This is a genomic window from Nonomuraea sp. NPDC049141 (genome assembly GCF_040648415.1).
Taxonomy (GTDB): Bacteria; Actinomycetota; Actinomycetes; order Streptosporangiales; family Streptosporangiaceae; genus Nonomuraea.
Genome location: NZ_JBEZDR010000009.1, coordinates 413021 through 437388 on the forward strand (window position 1 = coordinate 413021; position 24368 = coordinate 437388).

The following is a 24368-nucleotide window of genomic DNA, read 5'->3' on the forward strand; positions in this document are numbered from 1 at the left end:
TAGGAAGATCCGAGGCCGTCCTGGTGTTGAATTGTCCGAAACCCGCATCCGGACGGAAGGATTCACCGTGCCCACGATCGGTGTACTCGCTCTCCAGGGAAGTGTGCGCGAGCATGTGCGCATGCTCCAGGAGGCCGGCGCGTCGGCCATCGCCGTGCGCCGGCCCGCCGAGCTGGACGCGGTCGACGGCCTGGTCATCCCCGGTGGTGAGTCGACCACGATGTGGAAGCTGGCCGACACCTTCGACCTGCTCGACCCGCTGCGGATGCGGATCAAGGAGGGCATGCCCGCGTACGGCTCCTGCGCCGGCATGATCATGCTGGCCGACCGGATCGAGGACGGCGTCGACGGTCAGCAGACCATCGGCGGCATCGACATGGTCGTCAGGCGCAACGCGTTCGGCCGCCAGGTCGACTCCTTCGAGGCCGATCTCGACTTCGCCGGCGAGCCGGTGCACGCCATCTTCATCCGCGCCCCATGGGTCGAATCGGTCGGCACGGACGTCGAAGTGCTGGGCATCGCCGAGCCTGGGGATAGGATCGTCGCGGTCCGCCAAGGGCCGCTGCTCGCAACCTCGTTTCACCCTGAGCTGACGGGTGACACGCGCGTGCACCGTTACTTCGTAGACATGCTGAGGGAGCTCTAGGTAATGTCCGGCCACTCCAAATGGGCGACGACGAAGCACAAGAAGGCCGCGCTCGACGCCAAGCGCGGCAAGCTGTTCGCGAAGCTCATCAAGAACATCGAGGTGGCGGCCAGGACCGGCGGCCCCGATCCGGACGCCAACCCGACGCTCTTCGACGCCATCTTCAAGGCCAAGAAGAACTCCGTGCCCAACGACAACATCGAACGGGCCCGCAAGCGCGGAGGCGGCCTGGAGGCGGGCGGCGCCGACTGGCAGACCATCATGTACGAGGGCTACGCGCCCGGCGGCGTCGCGGTGCTCATCGAGTGCCTCACCGACAACCGTAACCGCGCGGCCTCCGAGGTGCGCGTCGCGCTCACCCGTAACGGCGGCTCGCTGGCCGACCCCAACTCGGTGTCCTACATGTTCAACCGCAAGGGCGTCGTGCTCGTGCCCAAGGACGGGGTCGACGAGGACGACGTGCTGGCGGCGGTGCTGGAGGCGGGCGCCGAGGAGGTCAACGACCTGGGCGACTCCTTCGAGGTCGTGTCCGAGGCCGGCGACCTGGTGCCGGTGCGCAAGGCGCTCCAGGAGGCGGGCATCGACTACGACTCCGCCGAGTCGAGCTTCCTGCCCACGCTGAGCGTGCCGCTCGACGAGGACGGCGCCAAGAAGGTCTTCCGCCTCATCGACGCGCTCGAGGACAGCGACGACGTGCAGAACGTCTTCGCCAACTTCGACGTCTCCGACGAGATCATGGAGAAGCTGGAGGCGTGAGCGTGCACGCCTGAACGGAGTCCGCTGTAAGGTCGGGCGTCGTGACCTCCCCCCGTACCCCTACCGAGACCTCTGCCGACTTCGCGTCTCCGGCCCTGGGCTGGCTGCTTCTTCTGCCGGCGCTGCTGGGCACGCTGATCTCCTTGGTCCTGCCCACCGTCCAGACGATCCTGCTCAGCCTCCAGTCGGTCGGGATCACCGGCCCGACCAGCTACGTGGGGTTCGCCAACTTCGGCCAGGTGCTGGGCGAGGGGGCGTTCTGGAAGGCACTGGTCTTCACGCTCTCCTTGGCGGTCATGCCGCTGCTGGTGGCCGTGGTGGTGGGGCCGCTGCTCGCGCTGGCGCTCGACCGGTCGGGCGGTCTGGCCAGGCGGGCCGGGCGGATCGTGCTGTCCCTCGCCCTGGTGACGTTCTCCCCGGTGGCCGTGGCGATCTCCTGGATGAGCGGGCTGAGGTCCGACGCGTCCGGCCTGGCCGCGCTGGCCGAAGGGCTGCGCGACCCCGCCACGGCACCGTTGACGCTCCAGCTCATCACCGCCGCCGCCACCTTCGGCGTGGTCTGCGCGCTGGCGACGATGGCGTTCCTGCCCGCGCTGCGCGGCGGCACCGTCTCCGCGGCCATGCTCGCCGTGGGGGCACTCGTCGCGCTGGCGATGGTCGCCGCCGGGCTGCAGGCGTTCTCGATCGGGCTGACGATGACGCACGGCGGGCCCAACGGGTCCACGCAGACGCTGAGCCTCGTCCAGTACACCTACACGTTCATGGCGGTCAAGGTCGGGCAGGGCGCCACGGTGGCGACCGTGATCGGGGTGATCCTGGGCATCTTGGGGATCGCCGCGGTCTGCGTGGCGGCGGCGAGCGGCATGCGCATCACGGTCGTGCCCCGCGAGGATGCGCGGAATCCCGATGCGGCCCGGCCCGGCGCCGGTGCGAAGGTGATCGTCGGCGTGGTGGCGCTGGTCGTCTTCGCGGCCGTCGGGCTCGTCCTGACCTGGCCGTGGTTGTCGGCGCTGTTCGCCCCCGTCCAGGCGGGATCCGCGGCCCCGTCCGGGCTGCGTACCGTCGTCAACACCTGGGCGCCCGCCCTCATCGGCGCGCTGGTGTCGGTGGGCGTCGCCTACCTGGCCGCGCTCGGCATCGGCGGCCTGCGACCCCTGGGCCGTCGGAGCGAGTGGCTGCTGCTCGCCTTCGCCCCCTGGCTGTTCGTCGGGATCGGCCCGCTGAGCGTCGCCGACTGGCGCACCATCCGCAGCATGGGACTGATCGACTCCTTCGTCGCCCTCATCCAGCCGATCCTGGTCAGCGTGCCCGCCCTGCTGATCCTGACGCTGCTGTGCAAGGGGCTGGCCGCGCGCACCGACAAGGACTTCCTGAGCGGCGTGGTCCTGCCCTCACTGCCGATGGCCGGCATCCTCGCCCTGGCCGTCACGCTGGTGAACGGCCATGACCTCACCTGGCCCCTGCTGGTCGCCCAGGAGCCCGGCTTGGCCACCGCGCCGGTCACGCTGCTCACCCAGACGACCGGCTACACCTCGGCGGGGCCCGACGTCGGCCTGGCCACGCCGCTGGCCGTGGTCGCCGTCGCCCTGGTCGGCGTCGTGGCCGCGCAGCTGCTCTACCTCGACCGGCTCGCCATCACCGTGGGCGGTTCGCGGGAGGACGCGCTGCCTGCGTAAATTGTGGGTTCGTGGATATCCGTGATGTGACCTCCGACGACCTCGACACCGTTCTCGACCTGCGTATACGCGCCTTCGGTCCGATCCCGGCCGCCGAACGGGAGCGCTGGCGCAGGGCGGCGCTGCCCGCGCTGACCGAGGGCCGCTACGTGGGCGTCTTCGACGGCCTCAGGCTCGTCGCGGCCGCGCGGCTGCGCCCGTTCACCCAGTGGTGGCACGGCAAGCCGCAGCCCATGGCCGGAGTCGCGGCCGTCACCGTCAATCCGGAGGACCGCGGCAAGGGCGTCGGCGGCCGGCTCATGCGGGCCACCGTGGAACGGGCCGTCGCCCTCGGCGACGCCGTGTCCGCGCTCTACCCGGCGACCACGCCCCTGTACCGCTCGGCCGGCTACGAGCACGCGGGAGCGCGGCACCGCGTCAAGCTCCGGGCCGAGTCCCTGCGTACGATCCCGTCGTCCGGCGAGGTCAAGCTGCGCAGGATGGGCCCCGGCGACGCGGCGGAGCTGGTCTCCGTGCTGCGGCGGGTACACGGCGCCGCGCGCGCCTCCGGGCCCGTCTCGTGGGACGAGCGCACGTGGGTCCGCCTGCTCGAGGCGGAGGACGACTTCCTCTACCTGGCGCCGGACGGCTACGTCGTCTACCGCTGGGACGGTCAGGACATCGAGGTCGACAACCTCGTCGCCGGATCCGAGGAGACCTCCAGGGCCTTGTGGTCGCTGGTGGGTTCCGCCTCGTCGATGGCCGAGCACGTCACCGCCAGTGTCGCGCCCGACGACCCGGTGCTGTGGCTGCTGCGCGAGCGGTCGACGGAGCAGGCCGAGCTGGTGCGGTGGATGTCCCGCGTGCTCGACGTGGGGGCGGCTGTGGAGCGCAGGGGATATCCGGCCGTCGTCGCCGGCGACGCGGTCGTCGAGGTGGCCGACCGGCTGCGGCCGGGCAACATGGGGCGCTGGCGGCTGGAGTTCTCCGGCGGCGCCGGGGCCGCCACCCCGCTCGGGGACTCGGCGGAGTCCGGGCCGGTGCTGTCGATCAACGGCTTCTCCGCGCTGTACGCCGGGATCCCGGCGGCCACGCTGCGCCGCAGTGGCCTCATGTCCGGGCACGAGCGGTACGACGAGCTGCTCGACACCGCCTTCGCCGCCAAGCCGTACATGCTGGACTACTTCTGACAGACCCGCCCCCGTCCGTCGGCGCGCCCACGTTCGCCGGCCCGCTTCGTCCGCCGGCCCGCCCTCGTTCGCCGGTCCGGCAGGGCGTTTCCCGATGCGCGGGCACGTCAGCCGGGGTAGAGTCTCGTGCCGAACAGATGTTCGGCGGCGCGGGGAGGCAGGTCGGTGCGGGTGATGGGCGTCGATCCGGGGCTGACCCGGTGCGGCCTGGGCGCGGTCGAGGGGCGGCCGGGCGCGCCGCTGTCCCTGGTGGCCGTCGGAGTGGTGCGCACCGGCGCCGACGAGGAGCTGGGCGCCCGGCTGGTCGGCATCGAGGCCGGCATCGAGCAGTGGCTCGACGACGTGCGCCCCGACGCGGTGGCGGTCGAGCGGGTGTTCAGCCAGCACAACGTCCGCACGGTCATGGGCACCGCCCAGGCGGCGGGCATCGCGGTCCTGTGCGCGGCCAGGCGCGGCCTGCCCGTCGCGCTGCACACCCCGTCCGAGGTCAAGGCCGCCATCACCGGCAGCGGCACCGCCGACAAGAAGCAGATCGGCGCCATGGTGACCCGCCTGCTGCGGCTCAGCGAGATGCCCAAGCCCGCCGACGCCGCCGACGCGCTCGCCCTGGCCATCTGCCACGTGTGGCGCGGCGGGGCCCAGCACCGCCTGGCCGAGGCCATGGCCAAGGCCAAGGCTCAGGGCCGCGCCGCACAGGCCCGTACGACAAGGAAGGACGTGGCGCTGTGATCGCGTCGGTGGCCGGGCAGGTGACGGCGATCGCCCCCTACGGTGCGGTGATCGAGGTCGGCGGGGTCGGCATCCTCACCCACTGCACACCCGCCACTCTGGCCACGCTCAGGGTGGGCGAGGAGGCGCGGCTGGCCACGTCGCTGGTGGTGCGCGAGGAGTCGCTCACCCTCTTCGGCTTCGCCACCGCCGACGAGCGCACGGTCTTCGAGCTGCTCCAGACGGCCAGCGGCGTCGGCCCCAAGCTGGCGCTGGCCATGCTCGCCGTCCACTCGCCCAACGCGCTGCGCGTGGCCGTCGCCTCCGCCGACCTCAAGGCGCTCACCCAGGTGCCGGGCATCGGCCAGAAGGGCGCCCAGCGCATCGTCCTGGAGCTCAAGGACCGGCTCGGCACCCCCGACGAGGCGGTCGACGCGGCACTCAACGGCGGCCGGCGAGTGGCGGCCTGGCGCGACCAGGTCCACTCGGGGCTGGTGGGGCTGGGCTACTCCAGCAAGGACGCCGACGAGGCCATCGCCATCATCGAGCCGGAGGCCGGTGACGACCCGCAGATCGCCGTCCTGCTCAAGTCCGCCCTGCGATCGCTGAGCAGCGCGCGATGAGCGGGCCGGCCCGGTCCCCGCGGTGGGAGGTGGAGGCGTGAGCCTCGAGCGTGATCTCGTGTCACCCGACGCCGAGGGCGACGAGGTGCAGATCGAGGCGGCGCTGCGGCCCAAGCGGCTGAGCGAGTTCATCGGCCAGGCGCGGGTGCGGGAGCAGCTGTCGCTGGTGCTGGAGAGCGCCATGCGGCGCAATCGGCCGCCGGATCACGTGCTGATGAACGGTTCGCCGGGTCTGGGCAAGACGACACTGGCTATGATCATCGCAGCCGAGTTGAGCGCTCCGCTCCGCATCACGTCAGGGCCGGCCCTGGAGCGGGCCGGCGACCTCGCGGCCATCCTGTCGACGCTGGCCGAGGGCGAGGTGCTGTTCATCGACGAGATCCACCGGATGGCCCGCCCCGCCGAGGAGATGCTCTATCTCGCGATGGAGGACTTCCGCGTCGACATCATCGTCGGCAAGGGCCCGGGAGCCACCGCGATCCCGCTCGAGATCGCGCCGTTCACCCTGGTCGGCGCCACTACCAGGGCCGGGCTGCTGCCCGCGCCGCTGCGCGACCGGTTCGGCTTCACCGCGCACATGGACTTCTACGAGGTCGAGGAGCTGGAGCGGGTCCTCTACCGCTCGGCCAGGCTGCTCAACGTGCGGCTGCCGGTCGAAGGCGCGCACGAGATCGCCCGGCGCTCGCGCGGCACGCCCCGCATCGCCAACCGCCTGCTCCGCCGGGTCCGCGACTTCGCCGACGTCCGCGCGGACGGCGTCATCGACCGTGACATCGCCTCCGCGGCCCTCAATCTGTACGAAGTCGATGCCGAAGGGCTCGACCGGCTCGACCGCGCGGTGCTCGGGGTGCTGCTGCGCAAGTTCGGCGGCGGCCCCGTCGGCCTGTCCACGCTCGCCGTGGCCGTCGGCGAGGAGCCGGAGACCGTCGAAGTGGTGGCCGAACCCTTCCTCGTACGCCAAGGACTGCTGGCCAGGACCCCGCGCGGCCGGGTCGCCACCGCCGCCGCCTGGCACCACCTCGGGATGACACCGCCGCCCGACGCCTTCGGAGCGACGCTTTTCGACTGATCACAGAACGGTTGCAACCGTTTCAATATGGGAACTTCCCCGCGCGCCGAAACGCTGCCTCGTTGCCGCGTTTCGCAACAACGGCCTACACTCCGTGGCTTGGCTGGCTGTGTAGGCTGACGGGCTGAGCGGCGCGGCCCCGACGTTACGCACGGAATTTCCGGCGCGAGGCCGGTGTCAACTTCTTGTACGACAATGGAAGGTCGCTCCTTATGGACATGGGACAACTCGGAAGCATCCTGCCGCTGATCCTTCTGGTGGTGGTGTTCTACTTCTTGCTGATCCGCCCCCAGCGCAAGCGCCAGCAAGAGGCGACCGCCATGCAGAACTCACTGGCGCCGGGTGCTCGGGTCATGACGACGACTGGCCTGTTCGCCACCGTGGTCGCAGTAGAGAATGAGGATGTGGTTCTTGAGGTCGCTCCCGGGATCGAGACCCGATGGGTGAAGGCCGCCATCGGGCGCGTCGTCACTCCCGGCGACGCCCCGGCTGACGAGCCCCTCGATGACGAGCCCGTGGTGGACGCCGCCGCTGACGACACCGCCGCCCACGAGGCCAAGGTCGACGACAAGGACGACACCCCCCGCGAAGAGACCGAGCCGACCGTGGAGCGCGACGGCGGCAAGGACTCCAGCTCCAAGCAGTCCTGACCAGGCTCTGCCTCAAACCCCTATCTGAAAGACTGACGACCAGTGGCCCGACCGACCAGCCGCCACAGCCGACCGGGGCGAACGCTCCTGGTGCTGCTGGCGCTCATCATCGCCCTGGGCGGGACGATGTTCCTGCAGAAGGCGTTCACGCCGAAGCTGGGGCTCGACCTCGCCGGCGGCACGACGGTGACCCTCACACCGGTGACCCAGAACGGTGCCGCCCCGCCCGAGGAGATCCTTGACCGCGCGGTGAACATCATCCGCGACCGGGTCAACGGCACCGGCATCTCCGACGCGGAGGTCGCCAAGTCCGGCGACAACATCATCATCTCCGTTCCGGGCGCGGGTCAGGAGGAGGTCATCAAGCTGGTCGGCACCACAGCGGAGCTCCGCTTCCGCCAGGTGCTCGCCATAGCGGCCACGCAGACCCCGCAGGAGCTCGCCACCGAGGCGCCCAAGCCGGGCACTTCGCCGTCCTCCACGGCTTCCACAGCCCCGTCCTCCGCACCCACGCAGTCGGCCAAGCCGTCCACGTCCCAGTCGGCGGGGGCCCCGAAGCCCAGCACGTCGCCTACGGGCAAGGCTCTGTCGTCCGCGCTGGTCGCACCGTCGGCCACCCCGTCGGCGGCTGCCACGCCGAAGGCCAAGGAGACGCCGAAGGCGGAGAAGACCAAGGACGGCAAGGCCACTCCGGCGCCCACCCCGACGCCGAGCGGCCAGCCCACTCAGGACGGCGCGCCGGCGATCAACACCCAGGGCATCGACAAGGACGTGCTCGCGCAGTTCAACAAGCTCGACTGCAGCGACCCGAAGAACCGCGGCCAGGGCGTCCAGGACGACCCGGCCAAGCAGTTCGCCGCCTGTGAGTCCGACGGCAGCCTCAAGTACGTCCTCGACGTGGCCAAGGTCGTCGGCACCGACATCAACACGGCCAGCGCCGGCGTCCAGCAGGGCACCACCCAGTGGCTCGTCCAGCTCGACTTCAAGAGCCAGGGCGCGACCGCGTGGAGCAAGCTGACCTCCACCGCCTACAACTCGCAGGCGCCGCGCAACCAGGTCGCCGTCGTCCTCGACGGCGTCGTGATCACCGCGCCCAACATCATCGGCCCGATCCCGGGCGGCCGCGCCGAGATCACCGGTGGCTTCACCCAGCAGAGCGCCACCGAGCTGGCCGACCAGCTCAAGTACGGCGCGTTGCCGCTGAAGTTCACTCGCAGCTCGATCGACACCGTGTCCTCGACGCTCGGCCAAGACCAGCTCATGGGCGGCCTGATCTCCGGCGCCTTCGGTCTGGCCCTCGTGCTCTTCTACTGCTTGCTGTACTACCGCGGCCTCGGCATCGTCGCCGTCCTCAGCCTCGTGGTCGCCACGATCCTCACCTACACGACCGTGGTCGTGCTCGGCCACAACGCCGGGTTCCGGCTGTCGCTGCCGCACATCATCGGCCTGGTGGTCTCGATCGGCATCACCGCCGACTCCTTCATCGTGTACTTCGAACGCATACGTGATGAGATGAAGGAAGGGCGGCGGACGCTACGCGCGGCCGTCGAGGTGGCCTGGGTGCGTGCGCGCCGCACCATCCTGATCGCCGATGCCGTCATGTTCATCGCCGCGGTCGTGCTGTACGTGCTCGCCGTGGGCGGTGTGGCCGGGTTCGCCTTCGCGATGGGCCTGACCACGCTGATCGACGTCGTGGTGGTGTTCCTGTTCACGAAGCCGTTCATCGCGGTGCTGGCCAAGCTCAAGTTCTTCGCCAAGGGTCACCCGCTGTCCGGCCTCGACGCCGAGCGCATGAGGGAAGACCCTGGCCACACCACCGGCCGTACGACCACCCCGCAGGAGGCCTGACATGGGACTGGGGCGTCGCCTCTACCGCGGCGAGATCGACGTTGACTTCGTCGGCCGCTGGAAGCTCTGGTACAGCCTTTCCGGCTTCCTGCTGATCGTGTCCCTCGCCGGGCTGCTCTTCAACGGGCTCAACCTGGGCGTGGAGTTCAAGGGCGGGTCGGTCTTCTCCTTCAAAGCGCCGCAGAACAGCTCTGTGGTGCAGGTCCGCGACACCTTCCTCGAGGAGGGCGTGCACCAGCCGATCGTGCAGACGGCCGGCGACCGCTGGCGGGTCACCACCGAGACCCTCGACGAGGGTGAGGTGACCAAGGTCCAGAACGCCATTTCGAAGGACTACGGCGTCCCGGTCAAGGACGTCGACATCCAGTCGATCGGCGCGTCCTGGGGCGGCGAGGTGTCGCAGAAGGCGTGGATGGGCCTGGGCGTCTTCATGCTGGCGATCATCCTGTACCTGTCGATGGCGTTCGAGCCGAAGATGGCGCTGGCCGCGATCGTCGCGCTCATCCACGACCTCGTCATCACGGCGGGCGTCTACGCCTGGTCGGGCTTCGAGGTCACGCCCGCGACGCTGCTCGGCTTCCTGACCATCCTCGGTTACTCGCTCTACGACGCGGTCGTGGTGTTCGACATGATCAAGGAAGTCACGGCCAAGCTGGGCAGCGCGTCGAAGCAGACCTACTCGATGGCGGCCAACAACGCCCTCAACCACACACTGATCCGATCCCTGAACACCTCGCTGGTCGCGATCCTGCCGGTGGCGGCGATCCTGTTCATCGGCACCACGCTGCTCGGCGCGGGCACGCTGAAGGACCTGTCGCTGGCGCTGTTCGTCGGCATGATCGTCGGCACCTACTCCTCGCTGTGCGTGGCCACGCCGCTGCTGGTGACGCTGAAGGAGCGGGAGCCGAAATACCAGGCCATCGCCCGGCGGCTCGCCTCCACCGGCCCCAAGGCCGCCAAGGGCGGCAAGAAGGCTGCGACGGCCAAGGGCTAGCCCACACGGCCCGTACACGCACGAACGACGCCCCCGCCCACCCAGGGAGGGGGCGTCGCTCTGTGGAGGCCCTGAGGGCCCTCACAGAGACGGACATAACCGGGTGAATGCCACCCAATACCCACCCGGCGCCGGTGGTGCCCAGGATGGGCCATCATGGAGGCCGTCAGTCGTGGGAAGCAGCGACCGCCCGGCGGTCAACCGAAGGAGTGCCGTCATGAGCGACCTGAGCTCGTTGATCTGCGACCGCATCAGGGATGTGCCCGACTATCCCCAGCCGGGAGTCATGTTCAAGGACATCACCCCGCTGCTGGCCGACTCGGCGGTGTTCACGGCTGTGGTCGACGAGCTGGCCGGGGCGTACGATGTGGACAAGATCGTCGGAATCGAGGCCCGGGGCTTCATTCTGGCCGCTCCGGTGGCCTACCGGGCGGGGGCCGGATTCGTGCCCATCAGAAAGAAGGGCAAACTGCCCTCCGAAACTCTTGAAGAGTCCTACGATCTGGAGTACGGCTCCGCGACCATCGAGGTGCACCGCGACGCCTTCACCGAAGGTGACAGGGTGCTCATCGTCGACGACGTGCTCGCCACCGGCGGCACGGCGGAGGCGACCGTGGAGCTGGTGCGCAGGGCCGGAGCCGAGGTCGTCGGCGTCGCCGTGCTGATGGAGCTGGCCTTTCTCAAAGGACGCGAGCGTCTTGCGGGAGTGGATTTGCGCTCCCTTGTGATCGTCTGAGCCCGCCCCAAGACAGGCCAGGTTTCTCACCTGGATACACTGGGGGGCCTGGACTCGAAGGTAAGGAGTCTGTGTGCCCCGCGATGTGGTCGTGCCCGACGCAACTGACGCAGGGAATGCCGAGACGGCGCCCGGTGCTCCGGCTGCGCGTCGACGGAGGTTTGGGGGTGGGGCCATGAATCCGGTGCTGGAGCCGCTGTTCAGGACGGTCCGTGCCACCCATCCCAAGGCGGACCTGCGCCTGATCGAGCACGCCTACGACGTGGCCGCCTACCACCACCGCGACCAGAAGCGGAAGAGCGGCGACCCGTACATCACCCACCCGCTGGCCGTCGCGACGATCCTGGCCGAGCTCGGCACCGATGACGAGACGCTGTGCGCGGCCCTGCTGCACGACACCGTCGAGGACACCGCCTACAGCCTCGACGAGCTGCGCGGCGATTTCGGCGACACGATCGCGTCCCTGGTCGACGGCGTCACCAAGCTCGACAAGGTCAAGTTCGGCGACGCCGCGCAGGCCGAGACCGTGCGCAAGATGGTCGTGGCGATGTCGCGCGACATCCGGGTGCTGATCATCAAGCTGGCCGACCGGCTGCACAACATGCGCACGATGCGCTACCTGCCCGAGCACAAGCGTCACCAGAAGTCCCGCGAGACCCTGGAGATCTTCGCCCCGCTGGCCCACCGCCTGGGCATGAACACCATCAAGTGGGAGCTCGAGGACCTGGCCTTCGCCATGCTCTACCCCAAGCGCTACGACGAGATCGCGCGCATGGTGTCGGAGCGGGCCCCGCGCAGGGACCTGTTCCTGCAGGAGGTCATCGAGAAGGTCTCCGGCGACCTGCGCGAGGCGAAGATCCGCGCGGTGGTCAAGGGCCGGCCCAAGCACTACTACTCGGTCTACCAGAAGATGATCGCCAGGGACGTGGCCTTCGACGACATCTACGACCTGGTGGGCATCAGAGTCCTCGTCGACAGCGTGCGCGACTGCTACGCGGCCCTCGGAACGATCCACGCGCGCTGGAACCCGGTCCCCGGCCGGTTCAAGGACTACATCGCGATGCCCAAGTTCAACATGTACCAGTCGCTGCACACCACGGTGATCGGCCCCGAGGGCAAGCCCGTCGAGCTGCAGATCCGCACGCAAGGCATGCACCACCGGGCCGAATACGGCGTGGCCGCCCACTGGAAGTACAAAGAGGAGGTCGGCGCCCCCGGCCCGGCCGGCAAGGTCAAGCCGGGCAGCGACATGGCCTGGCTGCGCCAGCTCCTCGACTGGCAGAAGGAGACCTCCGACCCGGGCGAGTTCCTGGAGTCGCTCCGCTTCGACCTGTCGGTCTCCGAGGTCTACGTCTTCACCCCGCGCGGCCAGGTGGTGGCGCTGCCGGAGGGGGCCACCCCGGTCGACTTCGCCTACGCGGTCCACACCGAGGTCGGCCACCGCTGCATCGGCGCCCGCGTCAACGGCCGCCTGGTGCCGCTGGAGTCGCGGCTGGGCAACGGCGACACGGTCGAGATCTTCACCTCGAAGTCACCCGACGCCGGCCCGTCGCGCGACTGGCTCAAGTTCGTCAAGTCCGGCCGCGCCCGCAACAAGATCCGCCAGTGGTTCTCCAAGGAGCGCCGCGAGACCGCGATCGAGGCGGGCAAGGAGGCCATCGGCCGGGCCATGCGCAAGCAGGGGCTGCCGCTGCAACGCCTGATGTCCGGCGAGTCGCTGCTGGCGCTGGCCCGTGACCTACGTTATCCCGACGTCTCGGCCCTCTACGCGGCCGTGGGGGAGGGGCACGTCGCCGCCCAGACGGTCGTGCAGAAGCTTGTGGCCTCCATCGGCGGCGTCGACAGCGCCGAGGAGGACATCGCCGAGACCTCGCTCCCGACGCGTCTGCGCGGCCGTCCCAGGGGCGGTGGCGGCGCGGGCGTGGTCGTCGCGGGCGACAGCGACGTCTGGGTACGCCTGTCGAAGTGCTGCACCCCGGTGCCCGGCGACGAGATCGTCGGCTTCGTCACCCGGGGGCACGGGGTGTCCGTGCACCGCGCCGACTGCACCAACATCATGCAGCTCAAGACGCAGCCCGACCGCCTGGTGGAGGTGAGCTGGTCGCCGGGCGACGACTCGGTCTTCCTGGTGGCCATCCAGGTCGAGGCCCTCGACCGGCCCCGCCTGCTGTCCGACGTCACCAGGACCCTGTCCGACCAGCACGTCAACATCCTCAGCGCCTCGGTGACCACCTCACGAGACCGGGTGGCGATCAGCAAGTTCACCTTCGAGATGGGCGATCCCAAGCATCTCGGTCATGTGCTCAAAGCCGTCCGCAGCATTCAGGGCGTCTTCGACGTCTACCGGGTCAGCGGCGCCAGTACGTAGCCAGGTCGGGCAGGTTGACCACGATCGCGTCCTGGGTGCTGCGGGCGATGACCACCACGGCCTCCTGATCGGGGTCGGGGTTCTCCTCGCGGTGCGGCACATAGGGCGGGACGAAGATGTAGTCACCCGGCTTGGTGTCCAGCCGGGTCTCGCCCGCGCTGCCGGGGTCCAGGAACACGAACGACGGCGTGCCGCTGACCACGTAGATGGCCGTCTCCGACGCCCCGTGATGGTGATCCGCCGAGCGCGTGGAGGGGGCGACGTGGGTCTGGCCCATCCACAGCTTGCCGGACCCGGCCGTACGCCCGCTGACGGCCGCCAGGCGGTGCATGCCGGAGCTCTGGGCGGTCTCGGACGTCAGATCGCCTGAGGTGAGGTGACGCAGCCGTTGGTGGAACGGGGTCCCCGTCCGCCCGGTAGCCCTCCCACAGGCGCCCTCCGGCCCGCTCCAGCACGCTCGTGGCCGTGGCGGCCAGGCGTACCGGATCGTCGTGGGCGGAGAGCAGCTCGTCGGCGAGCGCCGCGTCGTAGGAGCGCAGCTCGCGCAGCAGCCACTTGCCCGAGCCGTGCCAGCGGCCCGCGGCCGTCAGCGCCAGCCGGGCCGACTCCTGGACGATCTGCCAGCGGACGAACGCCTGCTCGCCCGGGTCCGTCGCGCCCGCCAGGTCGTCGAGCAGGTCCGACAGGACGTAGCGGGCCCGGTCCAGCATCCCCGGCGCGGCGGGGCCGGGACCGGCGGAGAGGCGTTCGCGCATGGCCGCCTGGACCTCGGCGGCCCGTCCCGCCCGGTCGGTGAGCACCACCCCCTCCCCGCACACGCGCGGCAGGGTGGGCCGGCGGCCGGCCAGATCGCGGTCGGCGTAGGCGATCAGGCTCAGCTCGTTGTGCGCCATCAGGTCGACCGGCCACTCACGCCACCGCAGCGACTCGCGGTAGGGCACGGCCAGGCCGTCCAGCACCACGACCACGTCGAGATCGGACCGGCTCGTACGGCGGCCGGTCAGCGCGCTGCCGCCCAGAAAGGCGTAGAGAGCGTCCGGGAACCGCTCGGCGACCAGGGCGCGCGCGGCGGGCACGGGATCCATGCCTGCCACCCTAAAGCTCCCGCGCCCTCATGGGCCCGGCACCCTGGAAGCCGGGCACGCAGGCGACCCCCTTCGCCCGCGGACTGGCGCGAACCTCAGCTGAACTCGGCCAGCGTCCGCTCCGCCTCCTCCAGCCACGAACGGCGCGCCGTGATGGCCTCCTCGGCCTCCTTCACGTCCTTGGCGCGTCCGGCGGCCTGGGCCTTGGTCAGGCGCTTCTCCAGCTGCTCGATCGAGGTGCGCAGCTGGTCGACCGTGCTCTGGGCGCGGGCCCTGGCCTCGGGGTTGGACCGCTTCCACTCGGCGTCCTCGGCCTTGCGCACGGCGTCGTCCACCTTGCGCAGGCCGCCTTCGAGCCGGTCGCGCTGCTCGCGCGGCACCGGTCCGGCCGCCTCCCAGCGCTCCAGGATGTGGCGCAGCGCCGCTCTGGCCGTGCGTACGTCGGTGACCGGAAGGATCTTCTCGGCCTCCGTCAGCAGCACTTCCTTGATCTCGGCGTTGGCCGCCAGGGACGCGTCACGCTCGGCGAACACCGCCGAGCGGGCCTGGAAGAACAGGTCCTGGGCGCCCTTGAACCGCGCCCACAGCTCGTCCTCGGCCTCCCGCGACGCCCGGCCCGCGCTCTTCCAGCGCTGCATCAGGTCGCGGTAGACGGCCGCCGTCGTGGCCCAGTCGGTCGAGTCGGCGATCGCCTCGGCCTCGGCGACGATGCGCTCCTTCTCGGCGCGTACGCCCTCGCGCTGCTCGTCGAGCCCCGCGAAGTACTGCTTGCGCCGTTTGGCGAAGGCGGTGCGGGCGGCCGACAGCCGCTTCCACAGCGCCGCCTCGGTGACCCGGTCGATGCGGTCGGCCGCCTTCCACTCCTCGACCAGCTGGCGCAGCCGCTCGCCACCCGACTTCCAGTGGGTGGTCTCGTCGGCGATGCGCTCGGCCTCGGCGACGATGCGCTCCTTGACCGTCTTGGCCTCGGCGCGCGCGTGCTCGCGCGCGGCCTTGACCTCCTCGCGCCGCTGCCCGACCACCTCCGTCAGGCCGTCGAGACGGGCCGTCAGCGCGGCGAGGTCGCCGATGGCGTGGGCCTCGGCGACCGCCTCGCGGAGTTTGACGATGCTGGCCTCGGCCTGCGCCGGAGCCAGGTCGGTGCCCTTGACCCGCTGCTCGAGCAGCGTGATCTGGCCGGCCAGCTCGTCGTACTTGCGATGGAAGTAGGCCAGTGCCTCGTCCGGTTCACCGGCCTGCCAGGAACCGACGGCTCGCTCTCCCTCAGCCGTACGCACGTAGACGGTGCCGTCGTCGTCTACCCGGCCCCACGGGTCGGTGCTCACCGTGTCCTCCCGCACTATCCATCAGACCCTTCGGGACTACTGTCCCTAGTTTGTATTACGTCAGCTCTTGCCAGAGATTGTCACGTCTTTGATTACGACGGTTTCCTTAGGTGCCCCGGTGCCATCCTGTCCGCCCGCGATGACGCCCGCTTTGTTCACCTTGTCGAGGATGTCGAGACCCTTGGTGATCGTACCCACTGGCGTGTAATCCGGGGTGAGTTGCAGGTCGCCGAAGACCAGGAAGAACTGGCTTCCGGTGGTGCCCGGCGCCTGTGTCTTGGCCATCGCCATCACGCCGCGCTTGTAGGTGGCGCCCGTGAGATTCTCCTCGCCCATGACGTAGCCGGGGCCGCCCGCGCCGTCCGACTCGCCCTTGCCGTCGGCCTTGGCCTGCGGGTCTCCGCACTGCAGCATCGGGAACTGCGCGCTGCCCAGCCGGTGGCACTTGCTGCCGTCGTAGAACTTCTTCTCCGCCAGGTAGGCCAGAGAGTTGACCGTGCAGGGCGCCTTGGCGTTGTCGAGCTGCACCACGATGTCGCCCAGGTTCGTGTTGAGCGTCATCGTCTTGGTCGCCGGCTTGAGCTTCACCTTCTTCGGCGGTAGCCCGACGTCCTTGACCACACCGCCGCTCTTGTCGGCGACGTAGTCGCACGTGCCGGTCGCGGCGTTGTACGGCTTGGGGCCCGCGGCGGGCGTCGCCGAGGCCGAGGCCGAGGGCACCGCCGTGTCCGAGGGCTGCGCCGTCGCGGCGGCGTCGGTCTTGGAGTCGCCGCCGCCCAGCAACGCGACCGCGGCCACGATGCCCCCCACCACGACGATCACGCCCACCGTGGAGCCGATGATCGCCATGCGCTTGGCCCGCTGCTCGCGTTCGAGCCGGCGCGCCATCTGCCGCTCGTGGTGCTCGCGTGCCAGCTGTTTCTGCCGGTCCTTCCCCGTGGCCACCGCTTTGCCTCCCATAGTCAATCAACTGAGGTGGGCGAATCGTATCGGCCAACGGGTAATGATTCGCAGCCCGGCGACCCGCACCGGTACCCTTCGGTTACATTCCCATTGGCTTTTTTGACGAGATCAGCTGAGGCAGATGCTCATCGCAGGCTTCCCCGCAGGGGCCTTCCAGACCAATTGTTACGTCGTCGCGCCCGCAGCGGGCGAGGAGTGCGTGATCGTCGATCCAGGTCAGGACGCGGTCGACGGGGTCGACGAGCTGCTGAGAGAGCATCGGCTCAAGCCGGTGGCGGTGCTGCTCACCCACGGTCACCTCGACCACGTCTGGTCGGTGGCCCCGGTCTGCGGCGCGCGCGACGTGCCCGCCTGGATCCACCCCGACGACCGGCACCTGCTGAGCGACCCGGCCGCGGGCTGGTCGCCGACGAGCTCCTCGATGTTCGGCGGCATCACGCTGAGCGAGCCCGACGACGTACGCGAGCTGTCCGACGGGGCCGTGCTGCCGCTGGCCGGGCTGGAGATCGTGGTCGACCACACACCCGGCCATACCAGGGGGTCGGTGAGCTTCCGGTTGCCCGACGACGAGGTGATGCTCTCGGGCGACCTGCTGTTCGCCGGCTCCATCGGCCGCTCCGACCTGCCGGGCGGCGACTACCCGACGATCCTGCGCAGCCTGGCCGACAAGTGCCTGCCGCTGCCTGACGATACGGTCGTCCTGCCGGGCCACGGACCACAGACCACGATCGGCCGCGAGCGCGCCACCAATCCATATCTGAAGGAAGCCGCGCCGCACGCCGGTCCCACACGAGGCATCTAACAGGGATCTCATGAGTTTCCAAGCGCCAAAGGGCACCTTCGACTGGCTGCCGCCCCGCTCCGAGCAGGTCCTCGCCGTACGCGAAGCCCTCGTCGGCCCGGCCCGCCTGGCCGGCTACGGCTACATCGAGACGCCGGTGTTCGAGGACACGCAGCTGTTCGCCAGGGGCGTCGGCGAGTCGACTGACATCGTGTCCAAAGAGATGTACACCTTCCCCGACAAAGCGGGCCGCTCTCTGACGCTGCGGCCCGAGGGCACCGCGTCGGTCGTGCGCGCGGTCCTGCAGCACGGCCTGCACAATGGCCAACTTCCGGTCAAATTGTGGTACTCCGGCAGCCAGTTCCGCTACGAACGCTCCCAGAAGGGCCGATACCGTCACTTCTGGCAGGTCGGCGCCGAGGCGCTCGGCTCCGAGGATCCCGCGCTCGACGCCGAGCTCGTCGTGCTGGGCGCCCAGGGCTTCGCCTCGCTCGGCCTGACGGGCGTCCGGCTGCTGATCAACTCGCTGGGCGACAAGACCTGCCGGCCCACCTACCGGGCGAAGCTGCAGGAGTTCCTGCGCGGGCTCGACCTCGACGCCGACACCAGGGCCCGGATCGAGATCAACCCGCTGCGGGTGCTCGACGACAAGCGGCCCGAGGTGCAGTCGCAGCTGACCGGCGCGCCCCTGGTCATCGACCACCTGTGCGCCGCGTGCGAGTCCTACCACGAGGAGGTCCGGGCGCTGCTGAGCGCCGCGGGCGTCGCCTACGAGGACGATCCGCGGCTGGTGCGCGGGCTCGACTACTACACGCGCACCACGTTCGAGTTCGTCCACGACGGGCTCGGCTCGCAGTCCGCGGTCGGCGGCGGCGGGCGCTACGACGGGCTCAGCGAGATGCTCGGCGGGCCGCCCCTGCCCAGCGTCGGCTGGGCGCTCGGCGTCGACCGCACGGTCCTCGCCATGGAGGCCGAGGGACTGATCGGCGACACCGCACCGGGACGCGTCCAGGTGTACGGTGTCCCGCTGGGTGACGAAGCCCGCCGCCGGATGTTCCTGCTCGTGACCGAGCTGCGCCAGGCGGGCGTCAGCGCCGACCTGGCCTACGGCGGCAAGGGGCTCAAGGGCGCGATGAAGGGCGCCGACCGCTCGGGTGCCCGGTTCGCGCTGATCCTGGGCGAGCGTGACCTGGCCGCGCAGGCCGTACAACTGAAAGACCTGACCACCGCTGAGCAGACCGAGGTGCCGTTGGCCCAGGTCGTCGATGTCTTGAAGGGGAAAGTGCAGTGATGCGCACGCATACCGCCGGGTCGCTCCGCGAGGAGCACGCCGGGCAGCAGGTGACGCTCGCAGGATGGGTGGCCCGGCGCCGTGATCACGGCGGTGTGGTCTTCATCGACCTGCGCGACGCGTCCGGCTCGGCGCAGGTGGTCTTCCGCGAGGAGGACCACGCGCACGACCTGCGCGCCGAATACTGCGTGCTGGTCGTGGGCCAGGTCCGGGTCAGGCCGGAGGGCAACGAGAACCCCGAGCTGCCCACCGGCGCGATCGAGGTGGTCGCCGAGCGGGTCGAGGTGCTCAGCGAGTCCGCGCCGCTGCCCTTCCCGATCGAGGGCGGCACGGCCGTCTCGGAGGAGGCCCGCCTCAAGTACCGCTATCTCGACATCCGCCGCCCGCAGGTGGCCAACGCCCTGCGGGTCCGCTCGAAGGCCACCTACCTGGCCAACGAGGTCATGCACGAGCTCGGCTTCGTCTACGTCGAGACGCCGACGCTGACCAGGTCCACCCCCGAGGGCGCGCGCGACTTCCTGGTGCCGGTCCGGCTCCAGCCGGGCAACTGGTACGCCCTGCCGCAGTCGCCGCAGCTGTTCAAGCAGCTGCTCCAGGTGGGCGGGCTGGAGCGCTACTACCAGCTCGCCAAGTGCTACCGCGACGAGGACCTGCGGGCCGACCGGCAGCCGGAGTTCACCCAGATCGACGTCGAGATGTCGTTCGTCGACCAGGAAGACGTCATCGAGGTCGGCGAGAAGCTCATCAGCCGCGTGTGGCGCGAGACGCTCGGCTACGAGCTCCCGACGCCGCTGCCCCGCATGACCTACGCCGACGCGATGTCCCGCTACGGCTCCGACAAGCCCGACCTGCGCTTCGGCCAGGAGCTCGTCGAGATGACCGGCTACTTCGCCGGCACCTCCTTCCGCGTGTTCCAGGCCGACTACGTGGGCGCGGTCGTCATGCCGGGCGGCGCCTCGCAGACCCGCAAGGAGCTCGACGGCTGGCAGGAGTGGGCGCGCTCGCGTGGCGCCAAGGGCCTGGCGTACGTGCTCGTCCAGGAGGACGGCACGCTCGGCGGCCCGGTGGCAAAGAACCTCTCAGAAGAGGAAATTTCCGGACTTGCGGCGAAGGTCGGCGCTCAGCCGGGCGACGCGGTCTTCTTCGCGGCCGGCGCGCGCAACGCGGCACGCGACCTGCTCGGCGCGGCCCGGCTGGAGATCGGCCGCCGCTGCGGCCTCATCGACGAGTCGCTCTGGTCGTTCCTGTGGGTCGTCGACGCGCCCATGTTCGAGGAGGACGGCGAAGGCGGCTGGACGGCCGTGCACCACCCGTTCACCGGCCCCAAGCCCGAATGGGCCGACAACTTCCAGGACCACCCGGGCGAGGCCCTGGCCTACGCCTACGACATGGTCTGCAACGGCATGGAGATCGGCGGCGGCTCCATCCGTATCCACCGGGCGGAGATGCAGCAGCGCGTCTTCGACGTGCTCGGCATCTCCAAGGAGGAGGCCGAGAACAAGTTCGGCTTCCTGCTGGAGGCGTTCAAGTACGGCCCGCCCCCGCACGGAGGCATCGCCTACGGCTGGGACCGCATCTGCATGCTGCTGGCCGACGGCGAGTCGATCCGCGACGTGATCGCCTTCCCGAAGACCGCCTCCGGGTTCGACCCGCTCACCGGCGCGCCGACGCCGATCACGGGCGAGCAGCGCAAGGAGGCGGGCGTCGACGCCAAGCCCAAGACCGAGGGCTGACACAGAGCAGAGCGCCCCGCCTCTCCTGGAGAGACGGGGCGCCCTGTCGTTTACGGCTAGTCGACCGTGACCTTCTCGATGATGATCGGGTTCTTCGGGGCGGTCGAGCCGCCGTCGCCGGTGATGTCGTCCTTGCTGACGAGGACGCCGTCCTTGGCGACCTTCTCGATGATCTCCAGGCCCGAGCGGACCATGCCGAGCACCGAGTACTGGGCCTCGATCTGCGTGTTCTCATCCGACAGCGAGATGGCGAACTGGCTGCTGTTCTGGCCGGCCGCGTCCTGCGGCTGGGTGAGGAACACCACGCCGCGGGTGTACGGAATCGAGCCCACGGCCTCGTCCCCGTAGACGTAGCCCGCCGTGCCCTGGCCGTCGGTCGGGTTCTTGCCGTCGGCCTTGGCCTTGGGGTCGCCGCACTGCAGCAGGAACAGCCCCGCCGTCTCCGGCGTCACCAGGCGGTGGCACTTGGTGTTGTTGTAGAAGTTCTTTTTGGCGAGGAAGGCCATCGAGTTGACCGAACACGGCGTCGCGGCCGGGTCGACGTCGATGACGATCTTGCCGTGGTTGGTGAAGACGGTCATCGTCTTCAGCTTCATGTCCGGCTTGCTGCCGGGCATGCCCACGTACTTCATCGGCACGTCAGAGGTATCCCGCTTGTACGTGCAGGTCACCTTGCCGGCCTTCTTCGGCAGCGAGGACAGCGACGGGGTCGGCGAGGGAGCGGCGCTGGTCGAGGCCGACGGACTGCTCTCGGCCGAGACCTTCTGGGCCGGATCGTCCTTGCCGACCAGCGTGGTCGCGGCGTAGATGCCGCCCGCCACCACGACGACCGCGAGGCCCGCCCCGATGAAGATGTTGCGCCTCGCCTTGGCGGCGTCCGCGGCCGCGCGCTGTTCCTGGCGCTCCTTGTGCTCCCGAGCCAGCTGGCTCTGGCGGTCTTCGCCGCTCACCGGTATGCCCTCCACTTTTGCCTGTACATGACCAAACAACTCCGCGAATGCTACCGGCCCTTCGATGTGCCGGACGTAAGAGGAGGAAACCACTCAGAGTGACGGGATAGACGGCGAACCATATCGTGTCGCTATTCGTAGTTGAAATGAGAACTAGGAGCGCTGACATGTTCAACGAGATCTTCGGCCTGCCGGCCCATCCGCTGATCATCCACTTCGCGGTGGTGCTGACCCCCCTCCTGTCCTGCGCCTCCGTGGCGTACGCGGTGCTGAGCCGCTGGCGGCCGATGCTGGCGTGGGCGGTGGTCCTGCTCTCCGTGGGGGCGCCCGCGGCCGTCTTCGCGGCCAAGGAGAGCGGTGAGAGCCTCAAGGAGGCCCGCTTCGCCAGTGTCGACGGCACCCTGAGCCAGCGGATCTCTGCCCATGAGAGCTTCGCCAACCCGTTGCTGCTGTCGGCCGCCGGACTCGGGGTCGCCGCGCTGCTGCTCGTCTATGCCACCAGCCCGAGTCGTGGCTCGCTCGGCGACCGGTTCGGCCGTCCGGTCACGCTCGTGCTGTCCGGCGTGACGGTGCTGCTCGCCGTGGTGGTCGGTTACTTCGTCTTCCGCGCCGGTGACTCGGGCGCCAGAGCCGTCTGGGGCGCGTAGGGGGACCGCCGTACCCGGTCCACCCTGTAATCTCACGTTGTGGAGAGTCTGTTCGATTCGGCGGCTGCGGACGCCACGCCGCAACCCCTCGCGGTCCGGATGCGGCCGCGCACGCTCGACGAGGTGATCGGCCAGCGCCACCTGCTGGGCCCGGGCACCCCGCTGCGCAGGCTGGTCGAGAGCGAGGCGCCGATGTCGCTCTTCCTGTGGGGACCGCCGGGCACCGGCAAGACCACACTGGCCTACGTCGTCTCCAACGTCACCAAGCGGCGCTTCGTCGAGGTCTCCGCCGTCTCGGCCGGGGTCAAGGACGTACGCGCCGCCATCGACACCGCCAAGCGCGAGCTGGGCATGACCGGCCGGCAGACCGTGCTCTTCGTCGACGAGGTCCACCGCTTCAACAAGGCCCAGCAGGACGCCCTGCTGCCCGCCGTCGAGAACCGCTGGGTCACCTTCATCGGCGCGACCACCGAGAACCCGTTCTTCTCCGTCATCTCACCCCTGCTGTCGCGCTCGCTGCTGCTCACGCTCGAGTCCCTGAGCGACGACGACGTCCGCGTGGTCCTGGAACGCGCGGTGTCCGACGAGCGCGGTCTCGGCGGCCGCGCCACCCTCGACCCCGAGGCCCTGGAGCATCTCGTACGGCTGGCGGGCGGCGACGCCCGCCGCTCCCTGACCTACCTCGAAGCCGCCGCGCTGCTGGCCGACGACATCACGGTCGAGGTCGTGGAGAAGGCCGTCGACAAGGCGGCCGTCCGCTACGACCGGCAGGGCGACCAGCACTACGACGTCATCAGCGCGTTCATCAAGTCGATGCGCGGCTCCGACGCCGACGCCGCGCTCCACTACCTGGCCCGGATGATCGAGGCCGGCGAGGACCCGCGCTTCATCGCCCGCCGCATCGTCATCTTCGCCTCGGAGGACGTCGGCATGGCCGACCCGACCTGCCTGCAGACCGCGGTCGCCGCGGCCCAGGCGGTGCAGCTGATCGGCCTGCCGGAGGGCCAGATCAACCTGGCCCACGCGGTCATCCACTGCGCGCTGGCGCCCAAGTCCAACGCCGTCGTGAAGGCCATCGGGGCGGCGATCGGCGACGTGCGCCGCGGCTTGATCGGGCAGGTGCCCGGCCACCTGCGCGACGCCCACTACCCGGGCGCCGCCAAGCTGGGCCACGGCGACGGCTACAAGTACCCGCACGACTTCGAGCACGGGCTGGTCCGCCAGGATTACGCGCCGGAGCAGGTCCGCGGCAAGCGCTACTACGAGCCCACCAAGCACGGCGGCGAGGGGGTCCTGGCCGAGCGGTGGGCGCGGATACGTGACTTTCTGCGTGGGTCTTGAAGATCAACTACTTTTCTTTGTTACGGCACGGCCTGGTCGGTGCCAGACGCCGACCGGGGCTGAGGGCCTCCAGGGGGACGGCCTCTGACCCCGCACGGGGTTGGCCGCCGATACGACGGCTTCTTGGCCGGTGGCGTGGTTTGTCATGATCCCGTTGGCCTACGGGCGGTTGTGGTGGCAGCTCGGCTTCGCCGCCGCGCGGCGGCCACGGGCATGCCGGAGCGGCTGGTCGTGCCCGAGCCCGGCGGTGCTCGCGGGCCCGTGCGGTCGAGCGGGGAAACGGTCGCCACCGACGTGGCGGCCTGATCGAGCTCGGTGTCCCCAGTAGCCTGGGCCCTCGAACGCGATAGGGTTCTTGCCGTTCCGGCCCAGCGTACGAGGGAGATGAGCGGATGCTTACCGCTGGAGAGGTCGCCGGGCTGATCGCCGCCACCGGCTGGATCGTCCTGGTCTGCGTGCTCGTCACGGTGCTGGTCAAGCTCACCAGGCTGATCACCGAGACCGGCAGGGCGGTGGCCGACCTGAGCGCCCGCATGGCGCCGCTGCTCGACGACATGAGCCTGACGGTCAACGAGACCAACAGGCAGCTGGTGGCCGTCGAGGCCATCACCAAGGACGTCAAGCAGGTGAGCTCCCACGCCGCCAAGCTCAGCGCCGTCACCCAGACCGTGTTCACCGGACCGCTGATCAAGGTCTCGGCCATCGGCTACGGTGTGCGCAGGGCCATCGAGGTACGCAGGCCGCGCAAGGCGGGGCGGCGGCGATGATCAGACGGTTGTTCTACCTGTCGCTCGGCGCGCTGCTGACCCTCTGGGTGATGCGCAGGCTGCAGGCGCTCCACCCCAACCACGTGGCCCGCCGGACGGTCGGCGGCGCCGCGAGCATGCTCGGACGGGTGAGAGACTTTACATCTGACGCGTTCGGCGAGGCCGCGGAGCGTGAAATGGAGTTGCGGGCCCGGTTCGGGCTCGACAACCCTGACAAAAACGACTAACGCAAAGGATGGCCC

At 69.9% G+C, this 24368-nt stretch carries 25 protein-coding genes; 20 read left to right on the forward strand and 5 right to left on the reverse strand.

The genetic code is table 11. The annotated features are described in order from the left end of the window. The first annotated feature begins 67 nt into the window (after positions 1-67). The 12 genes from pdxT (at position 68) to AB0B91_RS28670 (ending at position 13243) form a co-directional block, all read left to right on the forward strand. The gene (pdxT, locus tag AB0B91_RS28615) at positions 68-646 is read left to right on the forward strand and encodes a pyridoxal 5'-phosphate synthase glutaminase subunit PdxT (RefSeq protein WP_358325831.1); all 579 of its coding nucleotides are present in this window, start codon (positions 68-70) and stop codon (positions 644-646) included. Positions 647-649: 3 nt separating this feature from the next. Continuing rightward, a complete protein-coding gene (locus tag AB0B91_RS28620) occupies positions 650-1402 on the forward strand; it encodes a YebC/PmpR family DNA-binding transcriptional regulator (protein ID WP_358325834.1) in 753 nt (250 codons plus the stop codon). Positions 1403-1443: 41 nt separating this feature from the next. Further along, the gene (locus tag AB0B91_RS28625; protein ID WP_358325836.1) at positions 1444-3078 is read left to right on the forward strand and encodes a hypothetical protein; all 1635 of its coding nucleotides are present in this window, start codon (positions 1444-1446) and stop codon (positions 3076-3078) included. A gap of 11 nt (positions 3079-3089) precedes the next feature. Continuing rightward, entirely contained in the window at positions 3090-4247 is a 1158-nt protein-coding gene (locus AB0B91_RS28630; protein WP_358325839.1) for a GNAT family N-acetyltransferase, read from the forward strand. A gap of 165 nt (positions 4248-4412) precedes the next feature. Next, positions 4413-4976 carry a crossover junction endodeoxyribonuclease RuvC gene (ruvC, locus tag AB0B91_RS28635; RefSeq protein WP_358325842.1) on the forward strand — a complete coding sequence of 188 codons (564 nt, stop codon included), beginning with the start codon at positions 4413-4415 and terminating at the stop codon, positions 4974-4976. Then, a complete protein-coding gene (ruvA, locus tag AB0B91_RS28640) occupies positions 4973-5578 on the forward strand; it encodes a Holliday junction branch migration protein RuvA (RefSeq protein WP_214638633.1) in 606 nt (201 codons plus the stop codon). Before ruvC ends, ruvA begins: the two co-directional genes overlap by 4 nt. 37 nt (positions 5579-5615) lie before the next feature. Continuing rightward, on the forward strand, positions 5616-6647 hold the full coding sequence (ruvB, locus tag AB0B91_RS28645) for a Holliday junction branch migration DNA helicase RuvB (protein ID WP_358325846.1): 1032 nt from the start codon (positions 5616-5618) through the stop codon (positions 6645-6647). A 218-nt stretch (positions 6648-6865) separates the two neighbouring features. After that, positions 6866-7297, forward strand: coding sequence for a preprotein translocase subunit YajC (yajC, locus tag AB0B91_RS28650; RefSeq protein ID WP_358325849.1), 432 nt, complete (start codon positions 6866-6868; stop codon positions 7295-7297). Between the two features lie 42 nt (positions 7298-7339). Next, positions 7340-9145 carry a protein translocase subunit SecD gene (gene secD / locus AB0B91_RS28655; protein WP_358325851.1) on the forward strand — a complete coding sequence of 602 codons (1806 nt, stop codon included), beginning with the start codon at positions 7340-7342 and terminating at the stop codon, positions 9143-9145. Between the two features lies 1 nt (position 9146). Beyond that, on the forward strand, positions 9147-10139 hold the full coding sequence (gene secF / locus AB0B91_RS28660; protein ID WP_358325854.1) for a protein translocase subunit SecF: 993 nt from the start codon (positions 9147-9149) through the stop codon (positions 10137-10139). A 217-nt stretch (positions 10140-10356) separates the two neighbouring features. Beyond that, a complete protein-coding gene (locus tag AB0B91_RS28665) occupies positions 10357-10875 on the forward strand; it encodes an adenine phosphoribosyltransferase (RefSeq protein WP_358325857.1) in 519 nt (172 codons plus the stop codon). Positions 10876-11050: 175 nt separating this feature from the next. Beyond that, entirely contained in the window at positions 11051-13243 is a 2193-nt protein-coding gene (locus AB0B91_RS28670) for a bifunctional (p)ppGpp synthetase/guanosine-3',5'-bis(diphosphate) 3'-pyrophosphohydrolase (RefSeq protein ID WP_358325860.1), read from the forward strand. Here the strand turns inward: AB0B91_RS28670 and AB0B91_RS28675 are convergent. From AB0B91_RS28675 to AB0B91_RS28690, 4 genes are all read right to left on the reverse strand, one after another. Continuing rightward, the gene (locus AB0B91_RS28675) at positions 13224-13451 is read right to left on the reverse strand and encodes a cupin domain-containing protein (protein WP_358326041.1); all 228 of its coding nucleotides are present in this window, start codon (positions 13449-13451) and stop codon (positions 13224-13226) included. The genes AB0B91_RS28670 and AB0B91_RS28675 overlap by 20 nt on opposite strands. Beyond that, positions 13366-14328: a nucleotidyltransferase domain-containing protein gene (locus AB0B91_RS28680; protein WP_358325863.1), complete on the reverse strand. Its 963-nt coding sequence runs from the start codon at positions 14326-14328 to the stop codon at positions 13366-13368. Before AB0B91_RS28680 ends, AB0B91_RS28675 begins: the two co-directional genes overlap by 86 nt. Before the next feature lie 95 nt (positions 14329-14423). Continuing rightward, positions 14424-15653: a DUF349 domain-containing protein gene (locus AB0B91_RS28685; RefSeq protein ID WP_358325866.1), complete on the reverse strand. Its 1230-nt coding sequence runs from the start codon at positions 15651-15653 to the stop codon at positions 14424-14426. Between the two features lie 60 nt (positions 15654-15713). Beyond that, positions 15714-16598: a peptidylprolyl isomerase gene (locus AB0B91_RS28690; RefSeq protein ID WP_358325869.1), complete on the reverse strand. Its 885-nt coding sequence runs from the start codon at positions 16596-16598 to the stop codon at positions 15714-15716. 139 nt (positions 16599-16737) lie between these two features. Here AB0B91_RS28690 and AB0B91_RS28695 point away from each other — a divergent pair, with 139 nt between their 5' ends. From AB0B91_RS28695 to aspS, 3 genes are read left to right on the forward strand one after another with little or no spacing between them, the layout of a single operon-like run. Then, positions 16738-17418, forward strand: a complete 681-nt coding sequence (locus AB0B91_RS28695) for an MBL fold metallo-hydrolase (protein ID WP_219538477.1) — start codon at positions 16738-16740, stop codon at positions 17416-17418. Between the two features lie 10 nt (positions 17419-17428). Further along, the gene (gene hisS / locus AB0B91_RS28700) at positions 17429-18688 is read left to right on the forward strand and encodes a histidine--tRNA ligase (RefSeq protein ID WP_358325872.1); all 1260 of its coding nucleotides are present in this window, start codon (positions 17429-17431) and stop codon (positions 18686-18688) included. Continuing rightward, positions 18685-20421: an aspartate--tRNA ligase gene (gene aspS, locus AB0B91_RS28705; RefSeq protein WP_358325875.1), complete on the forward strand. Its 1737-nt coding sequence runs from the start codon at positions 18685-18687 to the stop codon at positions 20419-20421. Before hisS ends, aspS begins: the two co-directional genes overlap by 4 nt. A 56-nt stretch (positions 20422-20477) precedes the next feature. On the opposite strand, the gene AB0B91_RS28710 is transcribed toward aspS, so the two are convergent. Continuing rightward, the gene (locus tag AB0B91_RS28710; RefSeq protein WP_358325878.1) at positions 20478-21371 is read right to left on the reverse strand and encodes a peptidylprolyl isomerase; all 894 of its coding nucleotides are present in this window, start codon (positions 21369-21371) and stop codon (positions 20478-20480) included. A 167-nt stretch (positions 21372-21538) separates the two neighbouring features. Between AB0B91_RS28710 and AB0B91_RS28715 the strand changes: the two genes are divergently transcribed. The 5 genes from AB0B91_RS28715 to AB0B91_RS28735 all read left to right on the forward strand — a co-directional run bounded on the left by AB0B91_RS28715 (position 21539) and on the right by AB0B91_RS28735 (position 24353). After that, positions 21539-22018 carry a DUF2231 domain-containing protein gene (locus tag AB0B91_RS28715; RefSeq protein ID WP_358325881.1) on the forward strand — a complete coding sequence of 160 codons (480 nt, stop codon included), beginning with the start codon at positions 21539-21541 and terminating at the stop codon, positions 22016-22018. A gap of 39 nt (positions 22019-22057) precedes the next feature. After that, positions 22058-23359 (forward strand): replication-associated recombination protein A, encoded by a 1302-nt coding sequence (locus AB0B91_RS28720; RefSeq protein ID WP_358325884.1) that lies wholly within the window; start codon positions 22058-22060, stop codon positions 23357-23359. Positions 23360-23533: 174 nt separating this feature from the next. Then, positions 23534-23665, forward strand: a complete 132-nt coding sequence (locus AB0B91_RS28725; protein WP_358325886.1) for a hypothetical protein — start codon at positions 23534-23536, stop codon at positions 23663-23665. Positions 23666-23751: 86 nt separating this feature from the next. Further along, positions 23752-24126 (forward strand): DUF948 domain-containing protein, encoded by a 375-nt coding sequence (locus AB0B91_RS28730; protein ID WP_358325889.1) that lies wholly within the window; start codon positions 23752-23754, stop codon positions 24124-24126. Further along, positions 24123-24353: a hypothetical protein gene (locus AB0B91_RS28735; protein ID WP_358325892.1), complete on the forward strand. Its 231-nt coding sequence runs from the start codon at positions 24123-24125 to the stop codon at positions 24351-24353. The genes AB0B91_RS28730 and AB0B91_RS28735 overlap by 4 nt, the downstream gene beginning before the upstream one ends. Positions 24354-24368 lie beyond the last annotated feature (15 nt).